The organism is Pseudomonas sp. Bout1, assembly GCF_034314165.1.
In the GTDB taxonomy this organism is placed as follows: Bacteria; Pseudomonadota; Gammaproteobacteria; order Pseudomonadales; family Pseudomonadaceae; genus Aquipseudomonas.
The window spans coordinates 114,631-138,080 of the sequence record NZ_JAVIWK010000003.1 but is presented as its reverse complement, the minus strand read 5'-3'; the positions used below and the strand labels follow the sequence as shown (position 1 = coordinate 138,080).

Below are 23,450 nucleotides of genomic sequence, written 5' to 3'. Positions count from 1 at the left end.
CGGCACTTGCCGGGCTTTTTTTCGACCATAAAACTGCCTGAAAACGAAACTCAAGGCGGTATCCCTCACGCATCATTCTCAGCACACAACATGGCCGAGAAGCGTATGCCTCCATTTTCATTCCTGAAACGCCTGTGGCCTCGAAGCGAGCGTGCCCTTACGGACAGCTTCGCGCACCCGGCCGAGCAGATGATTACTCCTGAAATCAAGCGGTACCTGGAGAACCATAACTGGCGAAACCTTCGGTACCCACCTTACCAAGAGGGTTATCCAGGGCTGGTTAGCGGGCAGTGGTTCATGCGCAATTATCAGCACGAGCTGTTCGATCGGATTATTCATTCAGTCGGAATGCCTGCCAGTGACCTCAAGCTCTACGTTGAGCCGATCCTGGTGAATTTCGCCGAATTGGCGCACATGCTGCCGGCGTCGGAGAACCACCATCACTCCGGCCCAGGGGGGTTGCTCCGACATAGCCTTGAGGTCGCCTCGCTCACCCTGGATGGGTGCCTTACGACAGCCTTTGATACAAACGAGACCCCGGCACGGCGAAGCATGCGCCTGCGTCGGTGGTACGTCGCGGGCATCGCGTCAGGGCTGCTACACGACGCAGGGAAGCCTCTCACGGATATTCGCGCCACCGATTTTGAAGGCAACAACCAGTGGATCTACGCGCAGGAAACGCTTCATGATTGGTCTGTGCGCAACAAGCTGACCCGCTATTTCCTGCATTGGAATTCCAATAGGCATGGGAATCACGTTCAGGTCTCTGTAGCGCAAGCAACACGGATCATTCCGCCAGCCGTACAGGCGTGGCTGATTGAAGGTGGCCACGACATCTACGAAGCGCTCCTCGATGCAATTTCCGGGAGCGGAAGCTCGCCTCTGACCGAGTTGGTCAAGTGGGCCGACTCTGCATCCACCAAGCGTGACCTCAATCGAGGCTCGAATAATGGCGGGGGCAATGCAACAGGTGTCCCGGTACCGCGGTTGGTGTCGGATGCAATGCTGCGGTTGCTGAGTGACGGAACCTGGAAGATCAACACGCCTGCCGGCCGCGTATGGGTTGCAACTGATGGCGTCTACATCGCTTGGAACCAGGGTGCCGAGGAGATTGTGAGCATGCTGGTCGGTGATGGGGTTGTGGCCATCCCGCGATCACCTGACACGCTAATTGGTACCTTGGTAGAGCACGGGATAGCAGAGAGAGCCCCAAACGGCGACCTGTACTGGCTGGTTACGCCTCACCTTCTGCGCAAGAACGGCAAAGGCCCGGCGCTGCGCTGCATGAAGCTTGTGAATCCGGACATCCTTTTTCCAACCACACCGATTCCGCCGCCAGTTTCCATCAGCCTTGGGAAGGAGGGAAAGCAGAAGGATGTCATTGCTCCTAACGATACGGCTGGCGCAGCAGCGAACGCGCTGAGTGAGCATCAGGAAGACCTGTTTGGGGCTGATCTGACTGGGGACTCGAGCGGGGATACTGACGCTGATTCGGGGCCTACACCTCCAAAAGAATCCGCATCGTCGAAACCAGCAAGAAAGAAAAAAGCGGCTCCAAGGCAAGCAGCTCCGGTACCAACAACCGCCTCTTCAGGGGTTAGCCTCAAACAAGCGCAGAACCCCGCCGAAGACGCCCCTGTGGGTGTGGAGTCAGAGCCGGCAGGTGACGATACGGCTGTAATTGCTTCCTCCCAACCAGAGGAAGCTTTGGATGCTGAGGAGGAGGAAGAAGCACCTCAGGAGCCTCCTGCCAGCCTTGAGGAAATGCTGCTTTTCTTGAGTCCTCACTCGCCGGCGGCTGAGCCCCAGCAAGAAGAACCACTCCCGGCCGCTGAAGCTGAAATTAGCTCCGATCCCTCTGATGCTGATACGCAGGCTGGATCAGGGCAGGGGGCGCAGGAGCTGTTGCCTCGTCAGGAAAAGATCTCCCTCAACTCCATCATGGGGCAAGGCAAACGCACGCCTAAAACTACGCCTCCGGTGGAATCGAAGAAGCAGAAAGACGAAGAGGTCGGCCGCGTGGCGGAGGAGGTGCCAGGCGCTTCCAGCATCTTGCCAGCCGGTGTCGTCTCGAAGCTTACAGCGCACGAATGCTACCTGCTGGAACAACAACCTGATCTTGCCCAAAAGCTCATCACCGCTACTCAAGACCCCGAGAACGCGGCATTAGCGAGAAACAAGGTATTCGTTCGACTGGGGAAATCCTCCTTCCTTGCTGAGGACATCCACCCGCTCGTCCATGCGGGCTGGCTGTGGCAGGACATTACCGTCGAGGGGCCAGCCCTGACCCGAACCCTACAGTCCCGTGAAGGCTTCATGCTCACGTCCGACTACAGCGTTATTTACTGCAAGTTAGCGGAGCTGGACTGGGTTATTCCTCACATATCCCGGCTTCGCGAGGCCGACATCCCAAGCCTCGAGCAGGCTGTGAAGTCGCTGATCGAGAAGGCCGTACTTGAGGAAATAGGCGGATCACCTGTGCTCAGCCTCACAACCTACATGCTCACGAATGTCGCTGAGCAGTTCGGCATCACGCCAACATCTCTAGAGAACGCGGTGTTCTGCTTCCGCGATGCCGTCAAGGTCGCCAAGCGCAGAAAAATCTTCGTTCGCCCCCTTTACGAGGAGCTTCCCAAAAAATGAGTGAATGGGACTACACCAGTTACTGGCGGAAAAACTACGAGGCGCGGGAAGCAGTTGCGTGGGGTTCGTCCATGCTCGCCGGCACCGCCGTTCAATTGATGACGGAGATGCCGGTAACCCCATACCTGATAACGCTTGGCGTGCAGGCTGGATTTGCGTTAGCGGCCATACCAAGGGCCCTCCGCGTTCATCGGGCAAAAGCCTGTCTCGTTGGAGCAGATCTCTCCTTCATCACCTTGGAGGAGGTGATGGAGCTGGTGAAGAGACACCCACACGAGTTCTATTTCGGCGAGGCTTTCCCTTGGCGACAGCGGCACGGGCAGTACGCATTCGAGCTCCAAGCGATGGATATTGAGGCCATTATCGGTAAGCGTGGCCGCCGCAACGCTGAGGTTAAGGGTACGAAATGGATACACGGGATCGGCATGGATGAAGAGGAGCCATGTTTCCGGCCAGCAGACCAGCGTTCGATCCACCACCTCGTGCTGGGCACAACAGGGGCCGGTAAGACCCGCTGGTTCGACCTGGCCATATCTCAGTGCATCGCTCGTGGTGAGCCCGTGATCGTAATCGATCCGAAAGGCGATAAAGGCCTAGCCGAAACATGCGAGCGCACATGCAAGGCGATGGGGAAGGCCAGCCTGTTCAAATACTTCCACCCTGCACATCCGGATAAGTCGGTTCGTTTGTCGCTGACAAAGAACTACGGCCGGGCAACGGAAGTTGCATCCCGTGTGGCAGTGTTGATGAAAAGCGAAGCTGGCGATCCATTCCAAGCCTTTGCTCAAATGTCCTTGAATAGCGTGATTCAGGCCATGTTGATCTGCAACATCCTGCCCACGCTTGTTGGTCTCAGGAGAACCCTTGAGGGAGATGTTCCAGGGCTAACCATCAAGGTGGTTATGGCCTTCGGTTCAAAGGTCTTCGGTGAAGATGAATTCGCGAGGATGGCCGAATCAGCAATTCTTTCGGCCAAGGTTCGGAACATCGAAGAGAAGGCGAAGGTATTACGAAAGGTCTATTACAACGATATCGCGAAGGTTGAGGCCAATACCGATCTGGAAGGCCTGCTCACCATGCTCGAGCACGAGCGATCGCACTTCAGCAAGATGATCGCTGGCCTTCTTCCAATCCTGGTGATGCTCACCTCCGGTGAAATGGGGCCGCTGCTTTCCCCGCACATCGACGACGAAGACCCGCGCCGAATCAGTGACCTCAACTCGGTCATCAATGCCGACCAGGTTCTTTACCTGGGCCTCGACTCGCTTGCCGACCCGATGGTGGGCTCAACCATCGGGTCGCTGGCCCTGGCCGATCTGGCGTCGACAGCGGGCGAGATCTACAACCACAGGTTGCCTAAGCCGGTGAACATCTTTGTCGACGAGGCCGCCGAGGTGATCAATGACCAGCTCATCCAGCTGCTGAACAAGGGCCGCGGCGCAGGGATAAACCTCTACATCGCAACCCAGACCATCGCCGACTTCAAGGCCCGCATGGGTGACGAAGCCAAGGCCATGCAGGTTTTGGGGAACGCGAACAACATCATCTGCCTCCGCATCCTTGATACCGATACGCAGGAGTTCGTGGCGAAAAAGATGACGCCAACTCGCTACAAATACGTGATGCGTACTCAGGGCAACTCGGCAGGTGAAGGCGGGGTGGTGCAGGGCGGGAATGTTGGTGAGCGCCTTATGCAAGAGGAGGGTGAGCGCTTCCCAACAGCGCTCCTCGGCGAGCTACCAGATCTCGAATATCTCGCGGTGTTTGCGGGCGGTGATATCCGCAAGGGGCGACTACCCATTCTTACCGGCCCGACTGCCAACTGATTCCGGAGCAAAAAATGACTGTCTCGATTCCACTAGAAATTCAGCGGCTCACTGGCCTGGATGAGGCCTCAACAACTCGGCTGCGCACGTTTGACCTGGAATGGCGTTGTGGCACGCAATTCATCTTCAAGATGCTTGAGGCGGGCCATAAACCCGAGGTAATTGGTGCTGCCCTGATTGATGTGCTGGTGGCTTACCAGCGTATGTGTCGTGAGGGCATCAGCGACTTTATTCGGCTCCGGGTGGTGCTCGGCCACATCCTCCAGATCCTCACGAGCTACGGCAACGCCCCTGCACCGGATGATGTTGTCCTGTGGTGCGAAACAACAAATGTCCCGCAACCTATCCGGGAGTTCCTGATCAATGGCTGAGATGCTTGAAGAGAAGTGGCCAAAGGGCGTTATGGCCTCTATAGCGTTCTTCTTCGTCCTGATCCTGATGCTGGCGACTGTTGCGCCGAACAAGCTTGTGGATACGGTGATGCTGAAAGAGCGGAAATGGGGCATTGAGTTGCTTGGCGATTCGGACATGGAGAAGGTGCTGGAAAAAACCAATCGCTACTACTCGGCACTTGTCATCGACTCCGGGGCAAAAAAGATTGTCTCCGACATGCTGATGCCTCGTGGCGGCACCGTGGATGCCTTCGAAAAAAACGTGGATTGGTGGTTTCGGTATCTTGAGTCCCGAGGTGAGGCCGTCCAGAAAATCATCTACCAGATGGTTTACCGGATCGTTTTAACGCTTTACTGGTTGCCACTGCTGATCGCGGTTCTTGTGCCTGCTATTTACGCCGGCTGGATGCGCTGGAATGCCAAGCGGCATGGATTCGACTACTCATCACCGTTCTTGAATAACAACGCCGCGATCGTCCTGTCATGGGGCGGAATGCTCATCGTGCTCAGCGTGTTGATGCCTCTACCTTTACCGCCACTCGTTATCTCAACCTTCATCGTCATCATGCTGCCTGTCGTGCTGTCCGTGCTGATCAGTAACCTGCCAAAGCGCATTTGAATTCTGACCATAAAACCGCCTGAAAACGGAACTTTCAGGCGGCGTTTGTCCGCAGAATGCCCCTAACACCACGACAGGCTGACCCTTATGGCAACGAAAACCATCCCCTTTGCTATCACCATCACAGCCCTTGCCACCGCTTTGGTTGTTGGTTCCTATCACTATTTCTCCACCGTGAGCGTGCTGGAAGGCCAGATCAATACTCTCGAAGGTGAGTTGACTATTGCGAGAGCACAAGCAGTCGACCCCGCCTCTATCCAAGAGATCATCGGTAACCTCAAACAGCTTCCAGAAGATGATATCCCCGCAGCTCCGGACAACTGGATCTATGGCTCTTCATCTGCTCGGTACACGCTCGTCGAGATGACGGATACGGAATGTCCTTACTGCCGCGATCACTTCCCCCTGCTGAAAGCGCTTATCGAGTCGTCAGCGGGGCAAATCAATGCCGCGATTCTCCATGTCCCCGCCCTTGGCGAGGCATCACGCCGGCAAGCCCTGGCGATCGAGTGTGCTGGTGAGCAAGGCGGCTCAGATGCTGCCTGGAAGTACACCCAGACGGTTTTCGATAAAACCGGTGGCAACGGCAAGGGGGTTTCAGAATCACTCGTTTCTCTTGCGACAGAGCTTGGCCTGGATGGGAAGCGTTTTGCAGCCTGCACAGACTCGAAGCAGGCCATCGAGCGAGTTACTGGCGATCTTGATCAAGCCATAAAGCTGGGCATCCAACAGACCCCTTCAACCCTGCTCCTGGACAACCAGACAGGCATGTCGATGGTTCTCCAAGGTGCTAACGCTAGTCATGAAGGCATCCTCAAAGCGATTGCCAGTCTCAGCAAAGCAGGGGGTGCCAAGTGAGCGAGCCAATCAAAATTCCGGCATACATCGACCAGCCGCCACACGTGATGTTTTGGCGTTTGGATGAGGTCATGCCGATAGGGATCGGTTTGGTTGCAGGCGTTCTTCTGGCACAGCTGATTCTTTGCACAGTGGTGGGTCTCCTGCTCGCTCGCTTCTATCGTCGCTTCTGCGACAACCGCCCTGACGGCTATCTGCTTCACGCCATTTACTGGCACTGGGGAGCCATTGGCCGGAAGAGTGTGCGATCCATGCCCAATTCCTACGAGAGAGAGTTCGTCTGATGCTTTTTAAGTCGCTTAGCAATTCGTTCGATGGCATGCGCGGAGAAAATCAGTTTTTGCGCATTGCCGTTGCTGGCCTTGTATTGAGCAATCTGCTGGTGTCTTGCTCTGCTCTCAACAAGGATGAAGTGGTCACCGTGATACCACCTACCCTGACTGAGACCGCCTGGGTCAGTAAAACGCAAAGTTCCGGGGAGTACGCCGACGCATGGGCTCTTTACATCGCGATGATGCTAGGCAACGTCACCCCGCATAATGCCTCTGTCGTAAAAGATGCCCTGGGGCCTATCCTCGATAAGTCGATCTATCAAGATACGATGAAGGTTCTCGATACTCAGATTCATCAGATCCGCCAGGATCGTGTGACCTTAAGCTTCGAGCCGCAGAAAGTGCTCCGCGATAACCTCAACGAGAACAAGTTCTACGTTACCGGCCGCTCCGTGAGCGAAGGGCCGGCGGGCGACAAAAAGCGTAGCAATCGAACCTATGAGTTCGAGCTTATGATCAAAGACTACAAGCCTGTCCTGAGTTGGGTTAGTACGAACTCTGGCGATGCTCGAACCCAGGATGTGGTTGATCGCGAGAACAGCAAGGCGGAGAAACAAGCGGAGCGCGAGAAGAGAAAGAATCAGCAGCGCTAAGCTGCGACGAAAGAAGCCCATGCCAATGTCTTTGGCATGGGCTTTTTCGTTGGTATCGCCAGTCAACGCCTACACAAAATTCCCCTCCGTTTTCAGACGCAAAAGCTGCTTGAAAACGCGACTCAAGCGACTTAATGCCCTCCAGAATTGACGACAACTCAGAGCAGAGGTCGTCTCGATGTCACTTCCAGTTTCCCTCCATTTCTTCAAGCCAGCTGCGCTCGTATTGGCTATGGCTGCCGTAATGCCTGCTATTGCCCAGGAGCAGATCCAGATACCAGGCATGAACATGCCAGTTGCTGCCAGCACGCAGCCTCAAGTGGTTGCCAAGCCTGTGGATTCTCCAGAGAGCGTTCCTGAACGACAGGAAGAGCCGCAGGGGGAAAAGAAACCACGTCTGGTTGCCATTACTCCGGGCTCTGTTGAAAACCCCAGTGTGCCGGCCAGCGTTGTGAAGAAGCCCACTCCTGTTCAGCCCATCGAGTCTCGCCAGGATGTGGTCGTTGCAAGCGGCACAAACACCCTGATTCCGATCAGCAGAGGCCAAATCAACCGTCTGGTTACGCCGTTCGATAACCCTCATATCCAAACGGTAAGTGAGGCTGATATTTCGACAAGTGGAAACGTCATCTACGTCACTACTCAGGATGAGAAGCCGGTGACCATGTTCGTCACACCTGAGGACGATGAGTCTGTTGCAATTTCCCTGACGTTGCTGCCGCAGGGCGTACCTCCCATCCAGGCGAACCTGATCCTGGCGAAAAACGTACAAGGGCTGGCGAGCGGCATGCCCGTAACCTCGTCGACGAACTACAGCGGCCAGGCGCGGAAGTGGGAACGCTCTCAGCCGTATATGGACACTCTTCGCTCCCTCATGCGCGAAATGGCGCTAGGCAAGTTGCCGCGTGGATACAGCTTCGGTGCGCTTACCAGCGGCAACAAGATCCCCGCCTGTGCGCAGCCAAGCCTCAGCTTCGATTTCAGCAAGTCGCAGTTGATCGAGGGCCATGACTTCAGAGTCTTCGTGGCCACCGCCGAAAACGTGTCGGCCAGAACCGTTGAGTTCGATCACGGCTCGTGCACGCACCCTCACCGAGCAGCTGTAAGCGCATGGCCAGATGAGGTGCTTGAACCTGGCCAGAAAACAGAAGTGTTTGTCGTCACTCGGGTTCCGACCGAAGTACCGCAAAGCTCCACTCGTCCAAGCCTGTTGCAGTAAGGGGAACCATCAGTGAAAGCGATTCAGCAATTCCTCGAAAAACTCACGCCCAGAGGCAAGCTGATGCTTGCCATCGGTGGGACGGTTCTGGTCGTGGGTACTATCGTTGGCGTCGCCATGAACGCGGCGAGCCCCGAGCGCAAGGCACGCGCAGCGGCAAAGCCTCAGGTAGAGGCCATCCTCACCGATGAAGACCCCCGCGCGTTGGGCTTGGACTCGATCGCCAGCCAACTGCGACAGCTCCAGGCGCAGCAAAACCGCCTTGAGCGCGTGATAGGGCAGAAAGAAAAGGACGTTCAGCTCAAAAATACGCAAGAAAAAGTAAGCGGCCTGGAGCAAGAACTCCAGTTGCTTCAGCAGGAGCTGGCGCGGGTTGGACGGGAAAAGAAAGGCACTGGTGAGGGTGGTGATAACTCGTCCGACAGCTCCACCGCCAACCAGGCGCGTTCCCCTATCCCCCCTCGCGAATCGGCATTCATCAACAAAGTAACAAGCTCGCCGGCAGATCTGACTGACGTTTACTCGAACCTGCCACCTGAGCAACCGGAAGACCCTAAGTCGCGATCAAGCGAGAAAAAGGAAACGCCCAAGATCCGGGTGATAAAGGGCAAGGAAGACGAGGGAAAGAGCGACAAGCCTGAGGAGCTATCTGTGACGCTGCCTGCTGGATCGATCTTGTCTGGCGTCTTGGTCACAGGTATGGACGCGCCAACTGGAAAGCAGGCACAACGCGACCCTTTCCCGAGCCTGATCCGCATCAAGAATGAAGCAATCCTTCCTAACCGCTTCAGGGCTGATTTTCGCGAATGCTTCCTGATCGCCGGCGGCTGGGGTGACCTCAGCTCGGAAAGAGCCTATCTGCGAGCGGAGCGCCTGTCGTGCGTACGCAATGATGGTTCGGTGCTGGAGTCCAGCCTGGAGGCATACGCAACGGGCGAGGATGGGAAGGCAGGCATCCGTGGCCGTTTGGTTAGCAAGCAGGGCCAAATCCTTGCAAGAAGCCTTATGGCTGGCTTCATGCAGGGGGTCGCGAGTGCTTTCAACGTTCAAAAGGTACCGACCATCAACGTCACCCGCGCTGGAGATAACGGCGACACCGTTGCTCCTGTTTACGAGCAGGCATTCGATAGCAATGCACTTCAGTCGGCCGGCTTCAGTGGGGCGGGGACGGCTCTTGAGCGAGTCGCCGACTTCTATCTCGAGATGGCTGAAAGCATCTTCCCTGTTATTGAAATCGACGCAATGCGTGATGTTGATTTTATCGTCAATAAAGGCATGACCGTTAAGTTCAATGCAGCAACTCTCAAAGTCAATGACGTAAACAATTAAGGAAATCGTGATGATTAAGAAAATTATCCTTGTAAGCGCAATTGCTGCATTGACTACTGGCTGCACAAATCTTCTCAACGTAGGCTCAAGTGAGTATGCATGTAAAGGTATGCCGAGCGGCGTTACTTGCATGTCCGCAAAAGATGTTTATTCGGCAACTGAGGGTGATGACTACAAAACCCAGTTGAAGCAAGAACAAGAAGGCGTTGAGGCCGGCAGTGATAAATCAACAGGTACCGGCGCAACGCGCGTGCTTATCGCAGAAGGATCGGACAACGCCCCAATGCCGATGAGAGCGAGAAATCCTCTTCCGATCCGCTCGCAGGCTGTAGTCATGCGTATCGCAATTGATCCATGGGAGGACGAGAAAGGCGATCTGTATGTTCCTGGCTTCATTTATACCGAAGTGGAAGCGCGTCGCTGGGAGATCGGTGCTCGAACCCCTCAGGCAACACCAACCTTGCGTCCCCTCACGATCGTTCAGCCGCCGCAGGCTAATTCTGCCAAGTAGAACATTAAACGAAGTGCCGGCGGTTGAGCAGAAATGCGCCTTGCGAAAGCAGGCGCATTTGGTCGTTTCAAGACCTAACAAAACACACTCTAAGGTTTCGCTTGCCAACGCGAGTTAAAGGAGTTCCACGATGGGTACGACAAAGACCCGAGGGCCATCGTTCCTCAATAAAGTGAGTGGTGCGCTTCTGGGCGCTATCGCTTTGGCCATTGTGCCAATCAATGGTGCGTATGCCGACCTTGTTAAATACGGCTATACGAACAATGCTGGGGTTCAAACCAATACGGAGCCAGGCACAGGGTTTATCAACCCCTCCACTGGCATATCGTTCATGGTTAGCGGTGGTATTGACCGAAAACTGCGCATAGCGGTGACTGCTAACGGTGCCGCCACACCTGTCTTCACTAAGGAAAGTTCGAAGGTTCTTGGTGCGAGCGACGTTATTTCATACAACGGCGAAAACTACTACGCCGAAGAGTTTGTTAGTCCGAAGCTACCTGATGGACGCTACACCGTAAAAACAGAAATTCTGTCGAGCGCTGGAGCTGTTGTTCAAACTGAAAATGTTCCCCTCGTTATTGATACTGCTGGCCCAGTAGCAGGTACATTTGCCCCGCGCCCATATACATGGGGTGAGCCCGTTCTCACTGGCGAAGTTTGGAAACTCGGCCTTGCAGCAATCGATGCTTTGACATATTCGAGCTTCGTCCTGGATGGGTTCTCTGACCCATCGGGAATTAGCAAGGTCACCGCTAACGTATATCGGGAGTCCGGTGCTCTTTATAAGGCTCACAATGTTCTTTTTTCGGAAGAGAGTAAAACGGCGTCGATACAGTACAGGACAAGTTTTTTTCCAGACTCTGACTTGGATGAGGTCTTCGGGCTTGAGTTTGTCGTCACCGATAAGGCCGGCAACTCTACGATAACCAAGCGTCAGAAGGTGATGTTTGACAATACAGTTGATGGCCCTCAGGAGCCGTTCGGTGTCTTTGAGCCGGGAGTTACAACAACTCTTGCGCCAGGCTTAAAGGGTTTTGTGCCCTACAAGCCTGGCGCGTCGGTTAAGACTAACCCAATCCGATTGGCATGGAAGATTCCTAAGTCTAACTGGCATACCTACAGGCAGGGCGGACTAAGCTTCTTAAACTCCTTGGGTGAAAATACCCTCGCGGGGGAAGATGCAAACAATGTCTACGTCATTGGTTCTCTCCCTTACCGTTCTGAGAATCATAACTACATTCGGTTTGTGAATTTCGGGCAGTGGGCGGGTGAATACATAAAATATGACTTGGTGTTAGACCCAAGCGCCCCTAAAACACCTGTGATTGTTGCCATTGACTATTATTTCAGCGACAAGGGATGGTTTAGCTATGCAAACCGTGTGGTTTCGCCAAATGAACTTCCTGTAGCTATCACGAAAGTTCGGTACACGGTGGAGGCGCGGCCTTTCGATCAGATTGCTAGCCACATGGGAACATGTACCATTCCCGCAGGTAAAACTCAGTGCGAAATAGCGGTTACTCGAGAGTTGAACAAAGGCACGTCCGGGTATCTTCACGATCAAGGTGTGCTTAAAAGTGCAGATGGAGCGTTAACCGCTAATGGGGAGTGGGCGAACGTATGGTGGAATGATCTATATGTACCTGTTCTAAGCTACGTCTATGATTCCTCTGAAATGCTACTGACCTTGAAGATCAGGCAGCCACAGCAAGGCGCTTATCAAGATAGGCTTGGTCATAACACCGCGTGGCTTGAGAATGCAGGTGGGACGTCACTGAGCGTTACAAAGAAACTAACTTCCTCATCAGGTGAGTATTTTGAGTACGAATTTGATCTCAAAACACTGCCGGAAGGGTCGCATGATCTTGTTGGTGTCGCCAGTGAAAAGTTAGGAGCCGTCACAAAGCTTCCTCTTTTCAAGTTTCAGAGTGACCGGACAAAGCCTGTTGTAACTGTGAACAAGGGGGCGAGCGATTCTATCGATACACTCGACAAAATCACCTTCACGGTAACTGACAACAAAGACCCTGCGCCTAAGATCACCTCGATTAGCCTGACCGGAGGACCTGCAAACGAATCGATTGCACTTTCGTTCCGCAAGCTCAATGCGACTACCTACGGTCTTGAGTACCCGATCCTATTCCCGTCCTTAACGGCTGGAGAGAGTTATACGCTCAGAGTCAATGCGCAGGACTCACAACAGAACAAGGGTGTTGGCTCAACCACGTTCCTCTACAGCCCTAAGATGGCTGGGATCGTTGGTCATGTAAACGGTCTCGTTAATATCCCTGCGGTGCCAAAAGAGTTCAATCGTAACGATGGCTCTGTGGTGATAAACAGCGAACAGCTAAAGCTTGCGGACGGTACGCCAGTTTCTGGTGTTTATGATCTGCTGGCAACGCTCAGGTCTGACGCAGCAACACCTCTAAAGATTGGCGGTGTTCTCGTCAATCCGGGAGCAACGGTAACGATTAGCCAACTCAACTTCACCAGTACCGGCGGTAAGATATCGCTACCTGTTGTTCCGGTAACTCAGGGAGCTACCGGAAGTAATGGTGTGATCATTTCTACCTCCGCGCCGAATGCTCCTGTGGTGTATGCCGATATCAATACCTGGATGCCCAAGGTCACGCTTGGCATCAACAATAAAAATCCTGTACAGGCAATGACTGACACCACGGTAAAGCTGTCCGCTTCAGCTAGCAGCATTTGCCCTCTAACGACATCTTCCGCGGTGGCAAGGTCTGCCGATCCCATCAAGTCGCCCATCTGCTTGCTTGAGTGGACGAGCATTCCCCGAGGCCTTCAGCAAGTAGAGGTTTCCGGTGCACCGCACCCGGTCACTCAGCTGACAGGGCGAGTCCTCGACGCAGGCCAGCAGAAGGTTGCTTATTCCCTCTATGTATTCAACAAGGGTACGGAAAAGGTACTGCTGAGCAGCGGTGAGGAAATACTGAGCGTCAAAGCTGCGACCGGCTCAACAACCTTCATCCAATCGCTGCATGAGAAAAGTGTTACTCGTGCGATTGAGACTGCATCCGTCACCATGACGCAGCGCTCGGGCCCAACGTGTTCGATCACTGGTGATGACGCAGCGGCAAAGAGTGCTGGCATGAGCGGCGGTGCCTTGAAGTGCTTGATTGAGTTCTCGGTCATCCCGAAAGACCTGAGCATCAAAGCGCTCGATCCTCTTGAGTTGACCGGCGTTTTCACCCGTTCCGGGCAGCATCCGATCCGCTGGACGGCTAGCGTCTACGACACCACCGGGAAAAAGATCACCCTCGAAGAGGGGCAATCGGTCATTCAGGTAATAGAGCCGCCTGTAACAACGAAACTGACGGTCAGCGTCAACGAAAGCTCATCGGTGGACGCAACTCCCATAGAGGACTTCCCGGCAGCGTGGGAGAAGAAAACCTATTCAGTTCTGTCGAGCCCGTCCCAGGGCTCTGTAGTCGCGACCCCTACCGGGTTCACCTACACCCCGAACACTGGATACGTTGGCCCCGATGAGTTCAGGTACCGCGTACAGGACGTGTCTGGGATGAAGGCTGAAGCCACCGCGGTTGTGAATGTCGCGAAGTTCAATTACGCCCCTACCTGGACGGGAGTAACCATTCAGGCCCGTGAAGGGCAAGTGAGTGACCAGGTTGATCCTGAGGTGCATGACATCAATCTCTGGGACAGCCATACGTTCAAGATCCTCACGAACCCGACGCACGGGACTGTCCGTGTGTTCTATGGCCGTATGGAGTACACCCCTAATCCGGGTTTCTATGGGGAAGATTCGTTCACTTTCAGCGCCACGGATCAGGAAGGGCTCAGTGTAGAAGGAGAGGGGAAGGTCACTGTTACTCAGTTCAATTTTGCACCAACGGGTATCACCCCTTCGACAGTGAAGATGTATGCAGGAATCGGTGGAACGGCCGATCTGAAAGTGATCGATCCGAACAACTGGGGCTCGCACACCTTGCAAGTCGTCAAACAGCCAGCACATGGCCACGTGACGGTGGAGGGAATGAGCATCACCTATAAGACCGATGGCCAGGCTGAAACCTCAGTACAGATTCGTGCCATTGACCAGGATGGCCTCTATGTCGATCAAGATGTTGTCCTGAAGCTTTTGCCGGCCTGGGAGATGTTCAAAGACCGCGAAGTTCAGCCTACCTCGGTGGCCCCGAGCATCCCGGCCGTGAAGCACCAAATGACGACCCGTTTGGGTGCCTATGCGCTCCGAATTCCCGACCAGGAAGTGATTCAGGCTCTCGGCGGCGAGATCATCGCCATCGTCACGCCTGACTCGAAAGTTGGGGTGACACTGGAGCATCGTGAGCTTTCTCAAGGCACTGGTATGCGTCTGGTACCTACGAAAATGACTGCCGATCTGCTGGAGGCCCGTTTAGGTGGCCTGGATGTTGGGGTCGATGGCCAGGCGCTGGTCTATCTCAGTCGCGCCGATATGACCGGCCCTGTCTATTCCGTGCCGGTAACCGTATGGGCTCCGGAGGGCGTACTGACGGCTGATGCATGGGAGATTCTGCAAGCGTCCGGCCGTGCTCAAATCAGCTTCAGCCCGAGCAATGGGGCATGCAGCATCTTGACCAGCGAAGCTGTCGCGAAGCCGAAAAATGCACTTCAGGATCGTGCTTGCTACGTCACTTGGACGAAAACCCCCGATGAATGGCGCAACGCTAGTACCTTGGCCAACCTGATGATGGATGCCGGCGGGAGTTCTTTGGGAAACCAGACTATCGAGGCTACCGCCTATGTGTTTGACCCTAGCGGCGTGAAGCACAAGGTTGCGAGCTTCACTCGTGACCTGAAGATCCTTCCGGTTGCAGATCAGATCCGCTTTGGCCTGAAGCCAGCACCGGCAGAGGCCTATCAGAAGGTGCAGCAACTTTCCTTGTTGCTCCGTCACACGGATGGCCCTGTGTGTGATGCAACGGCGAACGAAGGCGTTGCGAAAAAGACGGCTCAGCAATGGTCGAGCCGCCCATCGTGCCTTATCCGTTGGATGCAGATGCCAGAAGGCATGGCCCAGCAACGCAACACCGTCACGCCACTCGCGGAAGGAACAATGGCCCTGCTTGGAGCGAACAACATCTCCTGGAAGGCATCCATGTTTACGCCGAGTGGTCAGGAAATCGATATTGGCTACGGAGAGCACACCGTAAACGTGATCGAGCCGCCGGCAATCGAAATCGATATGCCGGCAAGCAACCTGGTGAAAGAAGGGCTGTATTCGGTCTCACAACTCGGCGGCTATGTTGGTAGCGCATCAGTGACTGCAATCGCAGCTTCCTTGGACGTGGCGATCAATCGGGCGGATGCAGTGATAGAACGGTCTACGATTCCGAGTTACGGTCGTGCCCAGCGGTTTACGCGCTACATCGAGGGGGCCGAGGCTCCCCTGTGGAGCGTAACGCCATACTCCGTTGACGTTGGATACACCGCGTTGCCAGAGATGAGGTCGACCAAAACCGCGTCACTCCTGGCGGTCCCTCACGACAAAATTCTCCCTGTCATTCTCAACGACGAGAGAACTGTCCTGGATACGGTCAGCCTTCCAATCCGCGTGGCCATCAAGGACACCCGCTATATGGAGGACGCATATCGGCTGAGCAGCATGGGCGACTGGGATATTCGCCTGCTTTCGACAACTGCCGGAGTGAATTATGAGCCGATGACAAACTGGGAGCCCATCGACGAGAACGGGGAGGTTGAGTTTGAGATCGATCTACAATCGCTGACGAACAAAGCGGTTCGCATCATTGCAGAAGCGCGTGTTCGCTCCCCTGTGCCGGAATACGAGCTGATTCGGGAGTCGGGCTCGCCAATGGTGCTCTCCGTTCTCAACGGCGAATCTCTCGATGGTTCAATCCAGGCATTGCGGGTTATCGGCCCAGCTCCTCTTCGCAGCAGCTTCTACGCCGTCACCAACGATCGCTACCAGTCAGGAGACCTTGGTGACGTGCGCTGGGAAATGAGCAAGGACGGCGGCGTGACGTGGGAGGACGTTGAGGCCAATGCGAAGCTGCCGCAACGGCTCAGCATGGTCTTTCAGCGTGGTACATATCTGCTGAGGGCAGAGTTGACGAACCGCCATAGCGGCGCGAAATCCATGACCCCTACCGTTGAAGTTATTGCCTATGTCGTGCCCGTTGCCCGCCTTAAAGGCCCAGCAAACGTGTTTATTGGTGATAGCGGTACGTTCACGCTCACTGACCTCAAAGGTAATGCGCTCGATACGACCGGAATGGTTGTGGAATGGTCGGAGGATCGCGGTAAAACCTGGGCCGCTGGGGAGGGCTCCTACCGGCTGAGCCGCAACTCTGCTGATCGTGTGTACCTCACGGCCAGGCTGAAATACTCAGACTCACCAGAGGATAAGCGCGTCTACAAAACCCTCCGCGCAGGCGTTGCGTTTAGACCTGTCCGGCCGCCTCGTGTCCAGATCATCGGGCCGCGCCGTCCTGAGGTAGGAAAGGAAGCTACCTGGGTCGCCAACTTGATGATGCCTTACCCGAAAATGGATATGACAATGGATGGTGAGTTCATCCTGCCTGACGGCACAGTCGTCGACTCCACTGAGGTGAAGTACACCCCAACTCGGGAGGACATGGAGAAAGAAGAGAGCTACATCAGCGTCCGATCTTGGATCAATGGGTATGAGGATCGAGGCGGTTTGGGCCTAACTCAGCACCGTCTTATTTTCTGGTCGTACGACTGGCCTGAGTGGAAGATCAACACCAAATACTCAGCCAAGTATGCGCCGGCAGACTTGACCATGACGGCTCGCTCTCTTGGCTTGTTCCGAGAGTTCGAGGGCTTGACCATCGAGTGGGATATCCCACCCTACGCCGGCCTCGAAATGATCAAGGACTCCAGCCAGACCAGTCGCATCGTTCGACTGACTGAGCCGGGGATCTACACATTCGGTGCTCATATCACCGACTCGCGGGGCAACTACAGCTATGCCGAAACAGAGATGGAGTTTTTGGAGCCTATTCCGTGGGATGTGAAATTGTCCTGGAGTGGGGATAACGACGCGAATCGTGCCCCGCTGGGCGTTCTGATCCGACCATCAATCACCGGCGGGCATCCCAAGGATCAGATACTCAGCAAAACGTTCAGTCTCAACGGGGAGACGCTATCAAGCTCAGGGGATTATGGGCGAGCGACCCTTGAAGAGGAGGGCGTGTATACGGTGAAACTGGATGTCGCCAGCGCAATGGGGCACACAGCAACAGGCCAGGTTGACATCTCGGTGGCAAGGAATAAGCCCCCGGTCTGCAAGCTGGAGCTTGTGGTCGGTCGAACCTCCTGGCTGGCAAAAGCCGTTTGTACTGATGAAGATGGCCGCATGGCCAAAAACCTTTGGTTCATCAATGGTGAGCAGCAGGCTCTCAGCTCAAACAGCATCTCTGTGCCAATGTGGCGTTATCCAGATGGCGAGCCGGTAATTACGCTGGTAGGTATCGATAACTCCGGCGCGGAATCGCCTCCAGTCTCCAACAAGTAAAAGAGAAGGGCCGCATAAAGCGGCCCTTTTTAATTTCCGTCGACAAATGCGCCTGAAAGCGAAACACAGGCTTACGGAAAGCACGAAAAATGTCTCCTGAGCGCAGCCCCTGCGCATGTCAACCTCTAGGAGCAAGACCAATGCACGTCAACAAAGCAACCCTCCAAACGATGGCCATCGCAGCGGCAATGGTGGTCGCCGGTACCGCGCTCGCGGGTACCGGCGGCGATACGTTCGATAGCGTGTGGATTACCTTGACAGAGTGGATGCAAGGTACCCTCGGCCGCATTCTGATCGGTCTGATGATCCTCACCGGCATCGGCGCGGGCGTTCTCCGCCAATCGCTTATGCCGTTCGTTACTGGCGTTGGCGGCGGTGTTGGCCTCTATGCTGCGCCGGATGTTATCGAGTCGGTAATGTCGGCAACTATCCCAGCAGCAGCTGTAGTCACCAACGCTCTCCAAGCCCTGCCTGTAGGCTTCTGATCTCAGTCAGAACGCCTCTCTGAAAGGCCTCTTTTTCCGACGCTAAAACGTCCTGAAAAAGAGGCCTTTTCTTTTCCGGGCCAAATACTCTGGGTGAATCGACTCAGGAGGTAAGCCCATGTTCAAACCAACCCGAACCATTCTTGCTATGACGCTGCTTGCATTGGCTGGCACCGCAGTAGCAGCGAGCCCTGCGGACAAGAACGCAGACAAGGTAGTGATGCTTCCTGCGTCTGCAATGCTGGCGATCGAGAAGAACGGCAAATTCGCCATCATCAGCGATACCGGCCGATTCATCATCCAGGGAACGGTTTATGACGTGTGGGCGAAGAAAGAGTTAAAAACCATCGAGGATGCTCGGATCGCCGCCCACTACATCCCAGTGGATAAGACCAACCTCGGTTTCAAGGATCTCGCCCCCCTCACAGTCGGCAACGGTGAGAAAGCAATCACCATGTTCTCCGACCCTGCTTGTGGTTTCTGCAAAGAGATCATTCAACAAGCCCGCTCATCCCTTCCCGAGGGGTATCGACTCGACGTGCTGATGTTGCCGCTGCTCAGCCAAGAGAGCGCGGTGCGCACCAAAGAACTCCTCTGCGCGAAAGACAAGGTTGCTGCGTGGAAAGCTGGCGCTTCCGGCGACATGAAAACTCCTCTCGAACAGCTCCCAACCGCGCAGTGTGATCTCGATGTGATCTCGAAGCGCCGGATGACAGCTCAGTTTCTTGGAGCTCGAAATGTCCCTTTCCTCATTCGTGATGACGGTTTGACCCGAGAAGGCAAGCCTGAAGAAGGCCTGCGCGCCTGGATTGAATCGAATCGCACCCTCTAAGGAATTCAGAAATGCTCAAAGCGCTTATCCGCTCAACACCTCGGCTCTCGAAGCTGATCAACGGCCTCGCCTACGAGCCGAATCTTTACCTGTTCCAGCTGGAAGGGAACCGCCTAGGATTCGCATTCCTGTGTTCCCCGCTCTCAGGCTCAAACGGGGATGAAGGCGACCGCCTGAAAGCTGGTTTGACGGTCGACTGGCCTGAGAAGACAACGATCCAGTTCAGCCTGATTTGCACTGAAAATATCAATGAGATGAAGACGGGATTCCTTCGTCTGCGTCGGGCCTTCCGTGAATCCGGCCGCACTGACCTTCCCGTGGAAACCCAAGCCTTGCTGGAGAAAGTGACGAACGCGCGGGCCGAGTATTTCAGTGACCGAACCATGCGCCCAGTTGATTCAATCTCAGGTGTACGCATTCGTGAACAGAGCCTGGTCGTATCCGTAACAATTCCGATCGCCAATGCGTTGCCTACCCAGACAGAAGCGAACGCGGCGAAGGAGCTTTTCGACGGACTGCGAACCTCGCTGGACAGCTGCAACCTGGCAGCCGTGCCGCTCACCAACGACTCCTACCGGGAAATTTTCTCCTCCATCCTGAACCAAGGGCCATCGGCGTCGTGGCGCGAAGATCCGGACATGAAGGCAGACACAGACAAGCCCCTGAATGAGCAGATCCTCGACTACAACCGCAGCCTCGACGTGAAGAAAGACCACCTTCAGATCGGAGATGACTGCTTTGTAAAAACGCTGTCGGCCAAGCGCTTCCCTGATGTCATGTGGCAGGGCGATGCCTCTCAGTACCTCGCTGACATTCTGTCCCAGCGCGGCGGAATCCGGGGTAACTGCATCATCAACATGACCCTGTATTTCCCTCCCCAGCTGGAAACAAAGGACAAGCTGTCGAAGCGCCGCCAATGGGCCATCAACCAGAGCTTCGGCCCGATGGTGCATTTCGTACCCGTTCTACGGAAGACGAAGGAAGCCTATGACACGCTGTTTGAAGATCTCGACAAAGGGCTTCCCAACGTACAGGCGACAATGACCCTCGTGGTATTCGGCCGGAACCGGGAAGACCTCATTCAGGCAGCGTCGAATGCGAAGAGCCATTTTGCCACGCAGGGCTTCAGCCTCATGGAGGACAAGTTCTGTGTGCTGCCCGTGTTCGTGAACTCCCTGCCTATGTGTGCCGACCCGGATGCGATGAGGGAGCTGTTCCGGTTCAAGACATTGAGCCTCACCCAGGCATTACCTTTGCTGCCGATCTATGGCGATTGGAAGGGCACTGGAACCCAGGTGGCCCCGTTCATTTCCCGAAACGGTCAGCCGGTTAGCTTCAACCTCTTTGACTCCGACACCAATTACAACGCGATGATCGCGGCCCAGTCGGGCTCCGGTAAGTCGTTTGCGACCAACTATCTCATCACGTCGTATCTGAGCATTGGAGCGAAGGTGTGGGTCATCGACGTGGGCCTGTCCTACCTAAAGCTGTCTGAGGCGTACAAGGGCGACTTTGCACGCTTTGACCAGGAGTCGAATCTCTGTCTCAACCCCTTCGAGCTGATTGAAGACTACAGCGAGGAAGAGGATGTCCTGGTTGGGCTGCTCTCTGCTATGGCTGCCCCAACCGTGCCCCTGATCGACTTCCAAACCGCCGGGCTAAAAAGGCACCTCACGCAATGCTGGGAAGAGTTGGGCAAGACGATGATCGTCGACAACATCGCTGATTCTCTGCTTGGCGACCCAGACCCGCGTATTCAAGACATTGGCCATCAGCTCTTCGCATTCACCTCGAAGGGGCAGTACGGCCGTTTCTTTAACGGTAAGAACAATCTCAACTTCAAGAATCCCTTCACCGTACTCGAGCTTGAGGAACTGAAGGGTCGCCAACACCTTCAGCAAGTTGTGCTCCTTCAGCTGATCTACCAAATCCAGCAGGACATGTACCTTGGTGAGCGTGACCGCCCGAAAATTGTGATCATTGATGAAGCCTGGTCGCTGCTCTCCCAGGGCAACGTTGGTGAATTCATTGAGCACGGTTACCGGCGATTCCGGAAATATGGCGGTAGTGCCATTGTCATTACCCAGGGGGTCAACGACCTCTATCAGAACAAAGTCGGACAGGCCATTGCTGAAAACTCCGCGTTCACCCTCCTACTCGGTCAAAAGGCCGAAGCTATTGATGCTATCCAGGAAAACAAGCGTCTGCCGCTGGGAGAGGGTGGCTATCGAATCCTGAAGACGGTTAAGTCGTACAAGGGGCATTACTCCGAGATCTTCATGCTCACCCCCCGCGGGGCCGGTATCGTGCGCCTCACGGTGGACCCATATTCGATCCTCCTCTACTCGACCGCACCTGAAGATGTGCAGGCGATCCGAAACTACACGCTCACCGGCGTTCCGCAGGATGAGGCAATTCTGCGCGTGCTCCGTGACCGAGGTGTCGAGTACAGCTCTAATCCGGCGGAAGTCGCGTAATGGCGTTGTCGAACCCCTTCAGCATTGAGGCCAAGGTGCGAAGGGCAATGGCGAAGGTTGAGCGAGATCGAGCTCCAAAGCGACTCTCGGCAGCCTTTCTCGGCAAAGGCCTACTCTTTTCCGCAGTGGTTGCCGGTAGCGTTGTGCTGCTGGCATCCCGTTATTCGATCGCTATCGCTAGCCAGGACTCCCTATGCCTGCCCCCTTACAGGCTATGGATCATCGATAAAAAGCAGGATGACCTGGTGCGAGGGGAAATCTATGCCTTTCACTCCAAAGGTCTGAGTCCGATCTTTGCTGACGGCACGATCATCGTGAAGGTGCTTGAGGGAATGCCTGGCGATCGCGCCAAGGTCACGCTTGATGAAACAACCATCAATGGCGTGTCCGTAGGCAAAGGGCTTCAGGTAGCCAGCCAGCACGGGATTGATCCCCAGAAATACGTTCGGGAAGGGGAAATAGGCGCGGGCCGTTACTGGTTCTTCGGCCGCACGCCAGACTCTTTCGACTCCCGCTACTGGGGCTCAGCGTCGACAGACCAAATCATCGGGAAGGCGTATCCAATATGGTGAAAAAGCAACTAGCCATGTGCATTGGGCTGGCCTTCAGCTGCACGATGGCCATCGCCGGCGATGACCTTGGCATTCGCAAGTACGACATCAATGAATTCGATCCTGCGCTCCTCGATCAGGTCAGGGAAATCAGCCGAAATGCGAAAGCCGCGCGCGAAGAAATAAGCGGCCGAGATGACATGAGCTGGGTAAGTGAGATGGCCGAAAAGGCCATCGTTCAAGGCAGTGATGAAGAAGCCCAGCAGAACGATTCAGGGCTCGCTAGCGCAGATGGCTCAGATCGCGAGAAAAAACATCCCCTGGGCGATGGAAACCGCACTCTAATTTTCGTGTCGTGGTCGATGGGGGCTACTGCCCTCAAAGACATACTGCTGTCCTTTGACGGACTGCCTGGTGTTGGCATCGTTTTTCGAGGCATTCCTGATGGTATGTCGATGGGCGATGCTGTGACCAAAATGCACCTCCTCACGCAAGAGACGCAAAGCACTGTGAGTGTTCTGCTCGATCCTCTCGCATTCCAGCGTCATAGCGTTTCAGCCGTCCCCACCGTCGCTCTCGAAGCACCGAATGATGCTTTGATCGCTAAAGCTGCTGGGTCGTCCTCCGTTAGCTATATCGAGGGGGCGGTTAAGGATGGTAAGCGTGGGGATCTAGGCACTATTGGCTCTACACAGGAAATCATCGAGCCAGACCTCATGGAGGTTGCGAAACAGCGCATCGCAGAGCTGGACACCGACGCCATGAAGAAGCGAGCAATCGCTCGGTTTTGGGATAACCACAAAGGGCACCCATTGCCTCCGGTAACGGAGAGTGCGACACGCCTCGTCGACGCATCTGTCATCGTTCCCAATGACATTCTCGATAGCCAAGGAAGGGTTGTTCAGAAGGCGGGGAGGATCAATCCACTCGACATGATGCCTTTTGACCAGAAACTGGTCGTGATTGATCCGACGCAACCTTGGCAGGTTGCCCTGGCGAAGCGTGAATATGCAGACCATGGGGCAAATCTGACCGTCACTGTGATGGCGACTCAGATTCCCACTGCCTCTGGTTGGGATCTGTTCAACAGCGTTCAGGACAGCCTGGATGCGCCCTTGTACCTGCTGCCGCCTGACATGGCGGAGCGCTTCCAAATCTTTCGAGCCCCATCTGTCGTAACAGCCGACACCAAAAACTTTATCGTCCGCGAGGTTGCTCAAACAGCCTTCGAGGAGGCCAATCATGAGCATCAATAAGGTAA

16 protein-coding genes are annotated in these 23,450 nt (G+C 55.1%); all 16 read left to right on the top strand.

What is annotated here, in order from left to right:
* Positions 1-189 precede the first annotated feature (189 nt).
* Positions 190-2,643: a MobH family relaxase gene (gene mobH / locus RGV33_RS33830; protein ID WP_322148914.1), complete on the top strand. Its 2,454-nt coding sequence runs from the start codon at positions 190-192 to the stop codon at positions 2,641-2,643.
* Entirely contained in the window at positions 2,640-4,469 is a 1,830-nt protein-coding gene (gene traD, locus RGV33_RS33825; RefSeq protein WP_013100897.1) for a conjugative transfer system coupling protein TraD, read from the top strand. The genes mobH and traD overlap by 4 nt, the downstream gene beginning before the upstream one ends.
* Positions 4,470-4,483: 14 nt before the next feature.
* On the top strand, positions 4,484-4,840 hold the full coding sequence (locus RGV33_RS33820) for a hypothetical protein (RefSeq protein ID WP_013100898.1): 357 nt from the start codon (positions 4,484-4,486) through the stop codon (positions 4,838-4,840).
* On the top strand, positions 4,833-5,480 hold the full coding sequence (locus RGV33_RS33815; RefSeq protein ID WP_043859865.1) for a DUF4400 domain-containing protein: 648 nt from the start codon (positions 4,833-4,835) through the stop codon (positions 5,478-5,480). Before RGV33_RS33820 ends, RGV33_RS33815 begins: the two co-directional genes overlap by 8 nt.
* Positions 5,481-5,567: 87 nt before the next feature.
* A complete protein-coding gene (locus RGV33_RS33810) occupies positions 5,568-6,338 on the top strand; it encodes a DsbA family protein (protein ID WP_013100900.1) in 771 nt (256 codons plus the stop codon).
* Positions 6,335-6,622: a type IV conjugative transfer system protein TraL gene (traL, locus tag RGV33_RS33805; protein WP_013100901.1), complete on the top strand. Its 288-nt coding sequence runs from the start codon at positions 6,335-6,337 to the stop codon at positions 6,620-6,622. The genes RGV33_RS33810 and traL overlap by 4 nt, the downstream gene beginning before the upstream one ends.
* Positions 6,622-7,263 carry a TraE/TraK family type IV conjugative transfer system protein gene (locus RGV33_RS33800; protein WP_013100902.1) on the top strand — a complete coding sequence of 214 codons (642 nt, stop codon included), beginning with the start codon at positions 6,622-6,624 and terminating at the stop codon, positions 7,261-7,263. The genes traL and RGV33_RS33800 overlap by 1 nt, the downstream gene beginning before the upstream one ends.
* Positions 7,264-7,441: 178 nt before the next feature.
* The gene (locus RGV33_RS33795; protein WP_322148911.1) at positions 7,442-8,482 is read left to right on the top strand and encodes a type-F conjugative transfer system secretin TraK; all 1,041 of its coding nucleotides are present in this window, start codon (positions 7,442-7,444) and stop codon (positions 8,480-8,482) included.
* A 12-nt stretch (positions 8,483-8,494) separates the two neighbouring features.
* Positions 8,495-9,811: a TraB/VirB10 family protein gene (locus tag RGV33_RS33790; RefSeq protein WP_322148910.1), complete on the top strand. Its 1,317-nt coding sequence runs from the start codon at positions 8,495-8,497 to the stop codon at positions 9,809-9,811.
* A gap of 10 nt (positions 9,812-9,821) precedes the next feature.
* On the top strand, positions 9,822-10,322 hold the full coding sequence (gene traV / locus RGV33_RS33785; protein WP_013100906.1) for a type IV conjugative transfer system lipoprotein TraV: 501 nt from the start codon (positions 9,822-9,824) through the stop codon (positions 10,320-10,322).
* A 130-nt stretch (positions 10,323-10,452) separates the two neighbouring features.
* Entirely contained in the window at positions 10,453-17,844 is a 7,392-nt protein-coding gene (locus RGV33_RS33780; RefSeq protein WP_322148909.1) for a DUF4165 domain-containing protein, read from the top strand.
* Between the two features lie 140 nt (positions 17,845-17,984).
* The gene (gene traA, locus RGV33_RS33775) at positions 17,985-18,329 is read left to right on the top strand and encodes a TraA family conjugative transfer protein (protein ID WP_013100908.1); all 345 of its coding nucleotides are present in this window, start codon (positions 17,985-17,987) and stop codon (positions 18,327-18,329) included.
* A gap of 118 nt (positions 18,330-18,447) precedes the next feature.
* Complete coding sequence (locus tag RGV33_RS33770; protein ID WP_013100909.1) at positions 18,448-19,161, top strand: DsbC family protein; 714 nt, start codon at positions 18,448-18,450, stop codon at positions 19,159-19,161.
* Positions 19,162-19,172: 11 nt separating this feature from the next.
* Positions 19,173-21,638, top strand: coding sequence for a type IV secretion system protein TraC (gene traC / locus RGV33_RS33765; protein ID WP_013100910.1), 2,466 nt, complete (start codon positions 19,173-19,175; stop codon positions 21,636-21,638).
* On the top strand, positions 21,638-22,210 hold the full coding sequence (locus tag RGV33_RS33760) for a S26 family signal peptidase (RefSeq protein WP_028621626.1): 573 nt from the start codon (positions 21,638-21,640) through the stop codon (positions 22,208-22,210). The genes traC and RGV33_RS33760 overlap by 1 nt, the downstream gene beginning before the upstream one ends.
* Positions 22,204-23,445, top strand: coding sequence for a TrbC family F-type conjugative pilus assembly protein (locus RGV33_RS33755; protein WP_028621625.1), 1,242 nt, complete (start codon positions 22,204-22,206; stop codon positions 23,443-23,445). Before RGV33_RS33760 ends, RGV33_RS33755 begins: the two co-directional genes overlap by 7 nt.
* Positions 23,446-23,450 lie beyond the last annotated feature (5 nt).

Bases quoted from the DNA above. Each gene is read 5' to 3' on its own strand.
- RGV33_RS33815 (WP_043859865.1), top strand. From the start codon at position 4,833: ATGGCTGAGATGCTTGAAGAGAAGTGGCCAAAGGGCGTTATGGCCTCT.
- RGV33_RS33820 (WP_013100898.1), top strand. From the start codon at position 4,484: ATGACTGTCTCGATTCCACTAGAAATTCAGCGGCTCACTGGCCTGGAT.
- traA (WP_013100908.1), top strand. From the start codon at position 17,985: ATGCACGTCAACAAAGCAACCCTCCAAACGATGGCCATCGCAGCGGCA.
- RGV33_RS33755 (WP_028621625.1), top strand. From the start codon at position 22,204: ATGGTGAAAAAGCAACTAGCCATGTGCATTGGGCTGGCCTTCAGCTGC.
- RGV33_RS33810 (WP_013100900.1), top strand. From the start codon at position 5,568: ATGGCAACGAAAACCATCCCCTTTGCTATCACCATCACAGCCCTTGCC.
- RGV33_RS33780 (WP_322148909.1), top strand. From the start codon at position 10,453: ATGGGTACGACAAAGACCCGAGGGCCATCGTTCCTCAATAAAGTGAGT.
- RGV33_RS33795 (WP_322148911.1), top strand. From the start codon at position 7,442: ATGTCACTTCCAGTTTCCCTCCATTTCTTCAAGCCAGCTGCGCTCGTA.
- traC (WP_013100910.1), top strand. From the start codon at position 19,173: ATGCTCAAAGCGCTTATCCGCTCAACACCTCGGCTCTCGAAGCTGATC.
- RGV33_RS33760 (WP_028621626.1), top strand. From the start codon at position 21,638: ATGGCGTTGTCGAACCCCTTCAGCATTGAGGCCAAGGTGCGAAGGGCA.
- RGV33_RS33770 (WP_013100909.1), top strand. From the start codon at position 18,448: ATGTTCAAACCAACCCGAACCATTCTTGCTATGACGCTGCTTGCATTG.
- RGV33_RS33800 (WP_013100902.1), top strand. From the start codon at position 6,622: ATGCTTTTTAAGTCGCTTAGCAATTCGTTCGATGGCATGCGCGGAGAA.
- mobH (WP_322148914.1), top strand. From the start codon at position 190: ATGATTACTCCTGAAATCAAGCGGTACCTGGAGAACCATAACTGGCGA.
- traD (WP_013100897.1), top strand. From the start codon at position 2,640: ATGAGTGAATGGGACTACACCAGTTACTGGCGGAAAAACTACGAGGCG.
- traV (WP_013100906.1), top strand. From the start codon at position 9,822: ATGATTAAGAAAATTATCCTTGTAAGCGCAATTGCTGCATTGACTACT.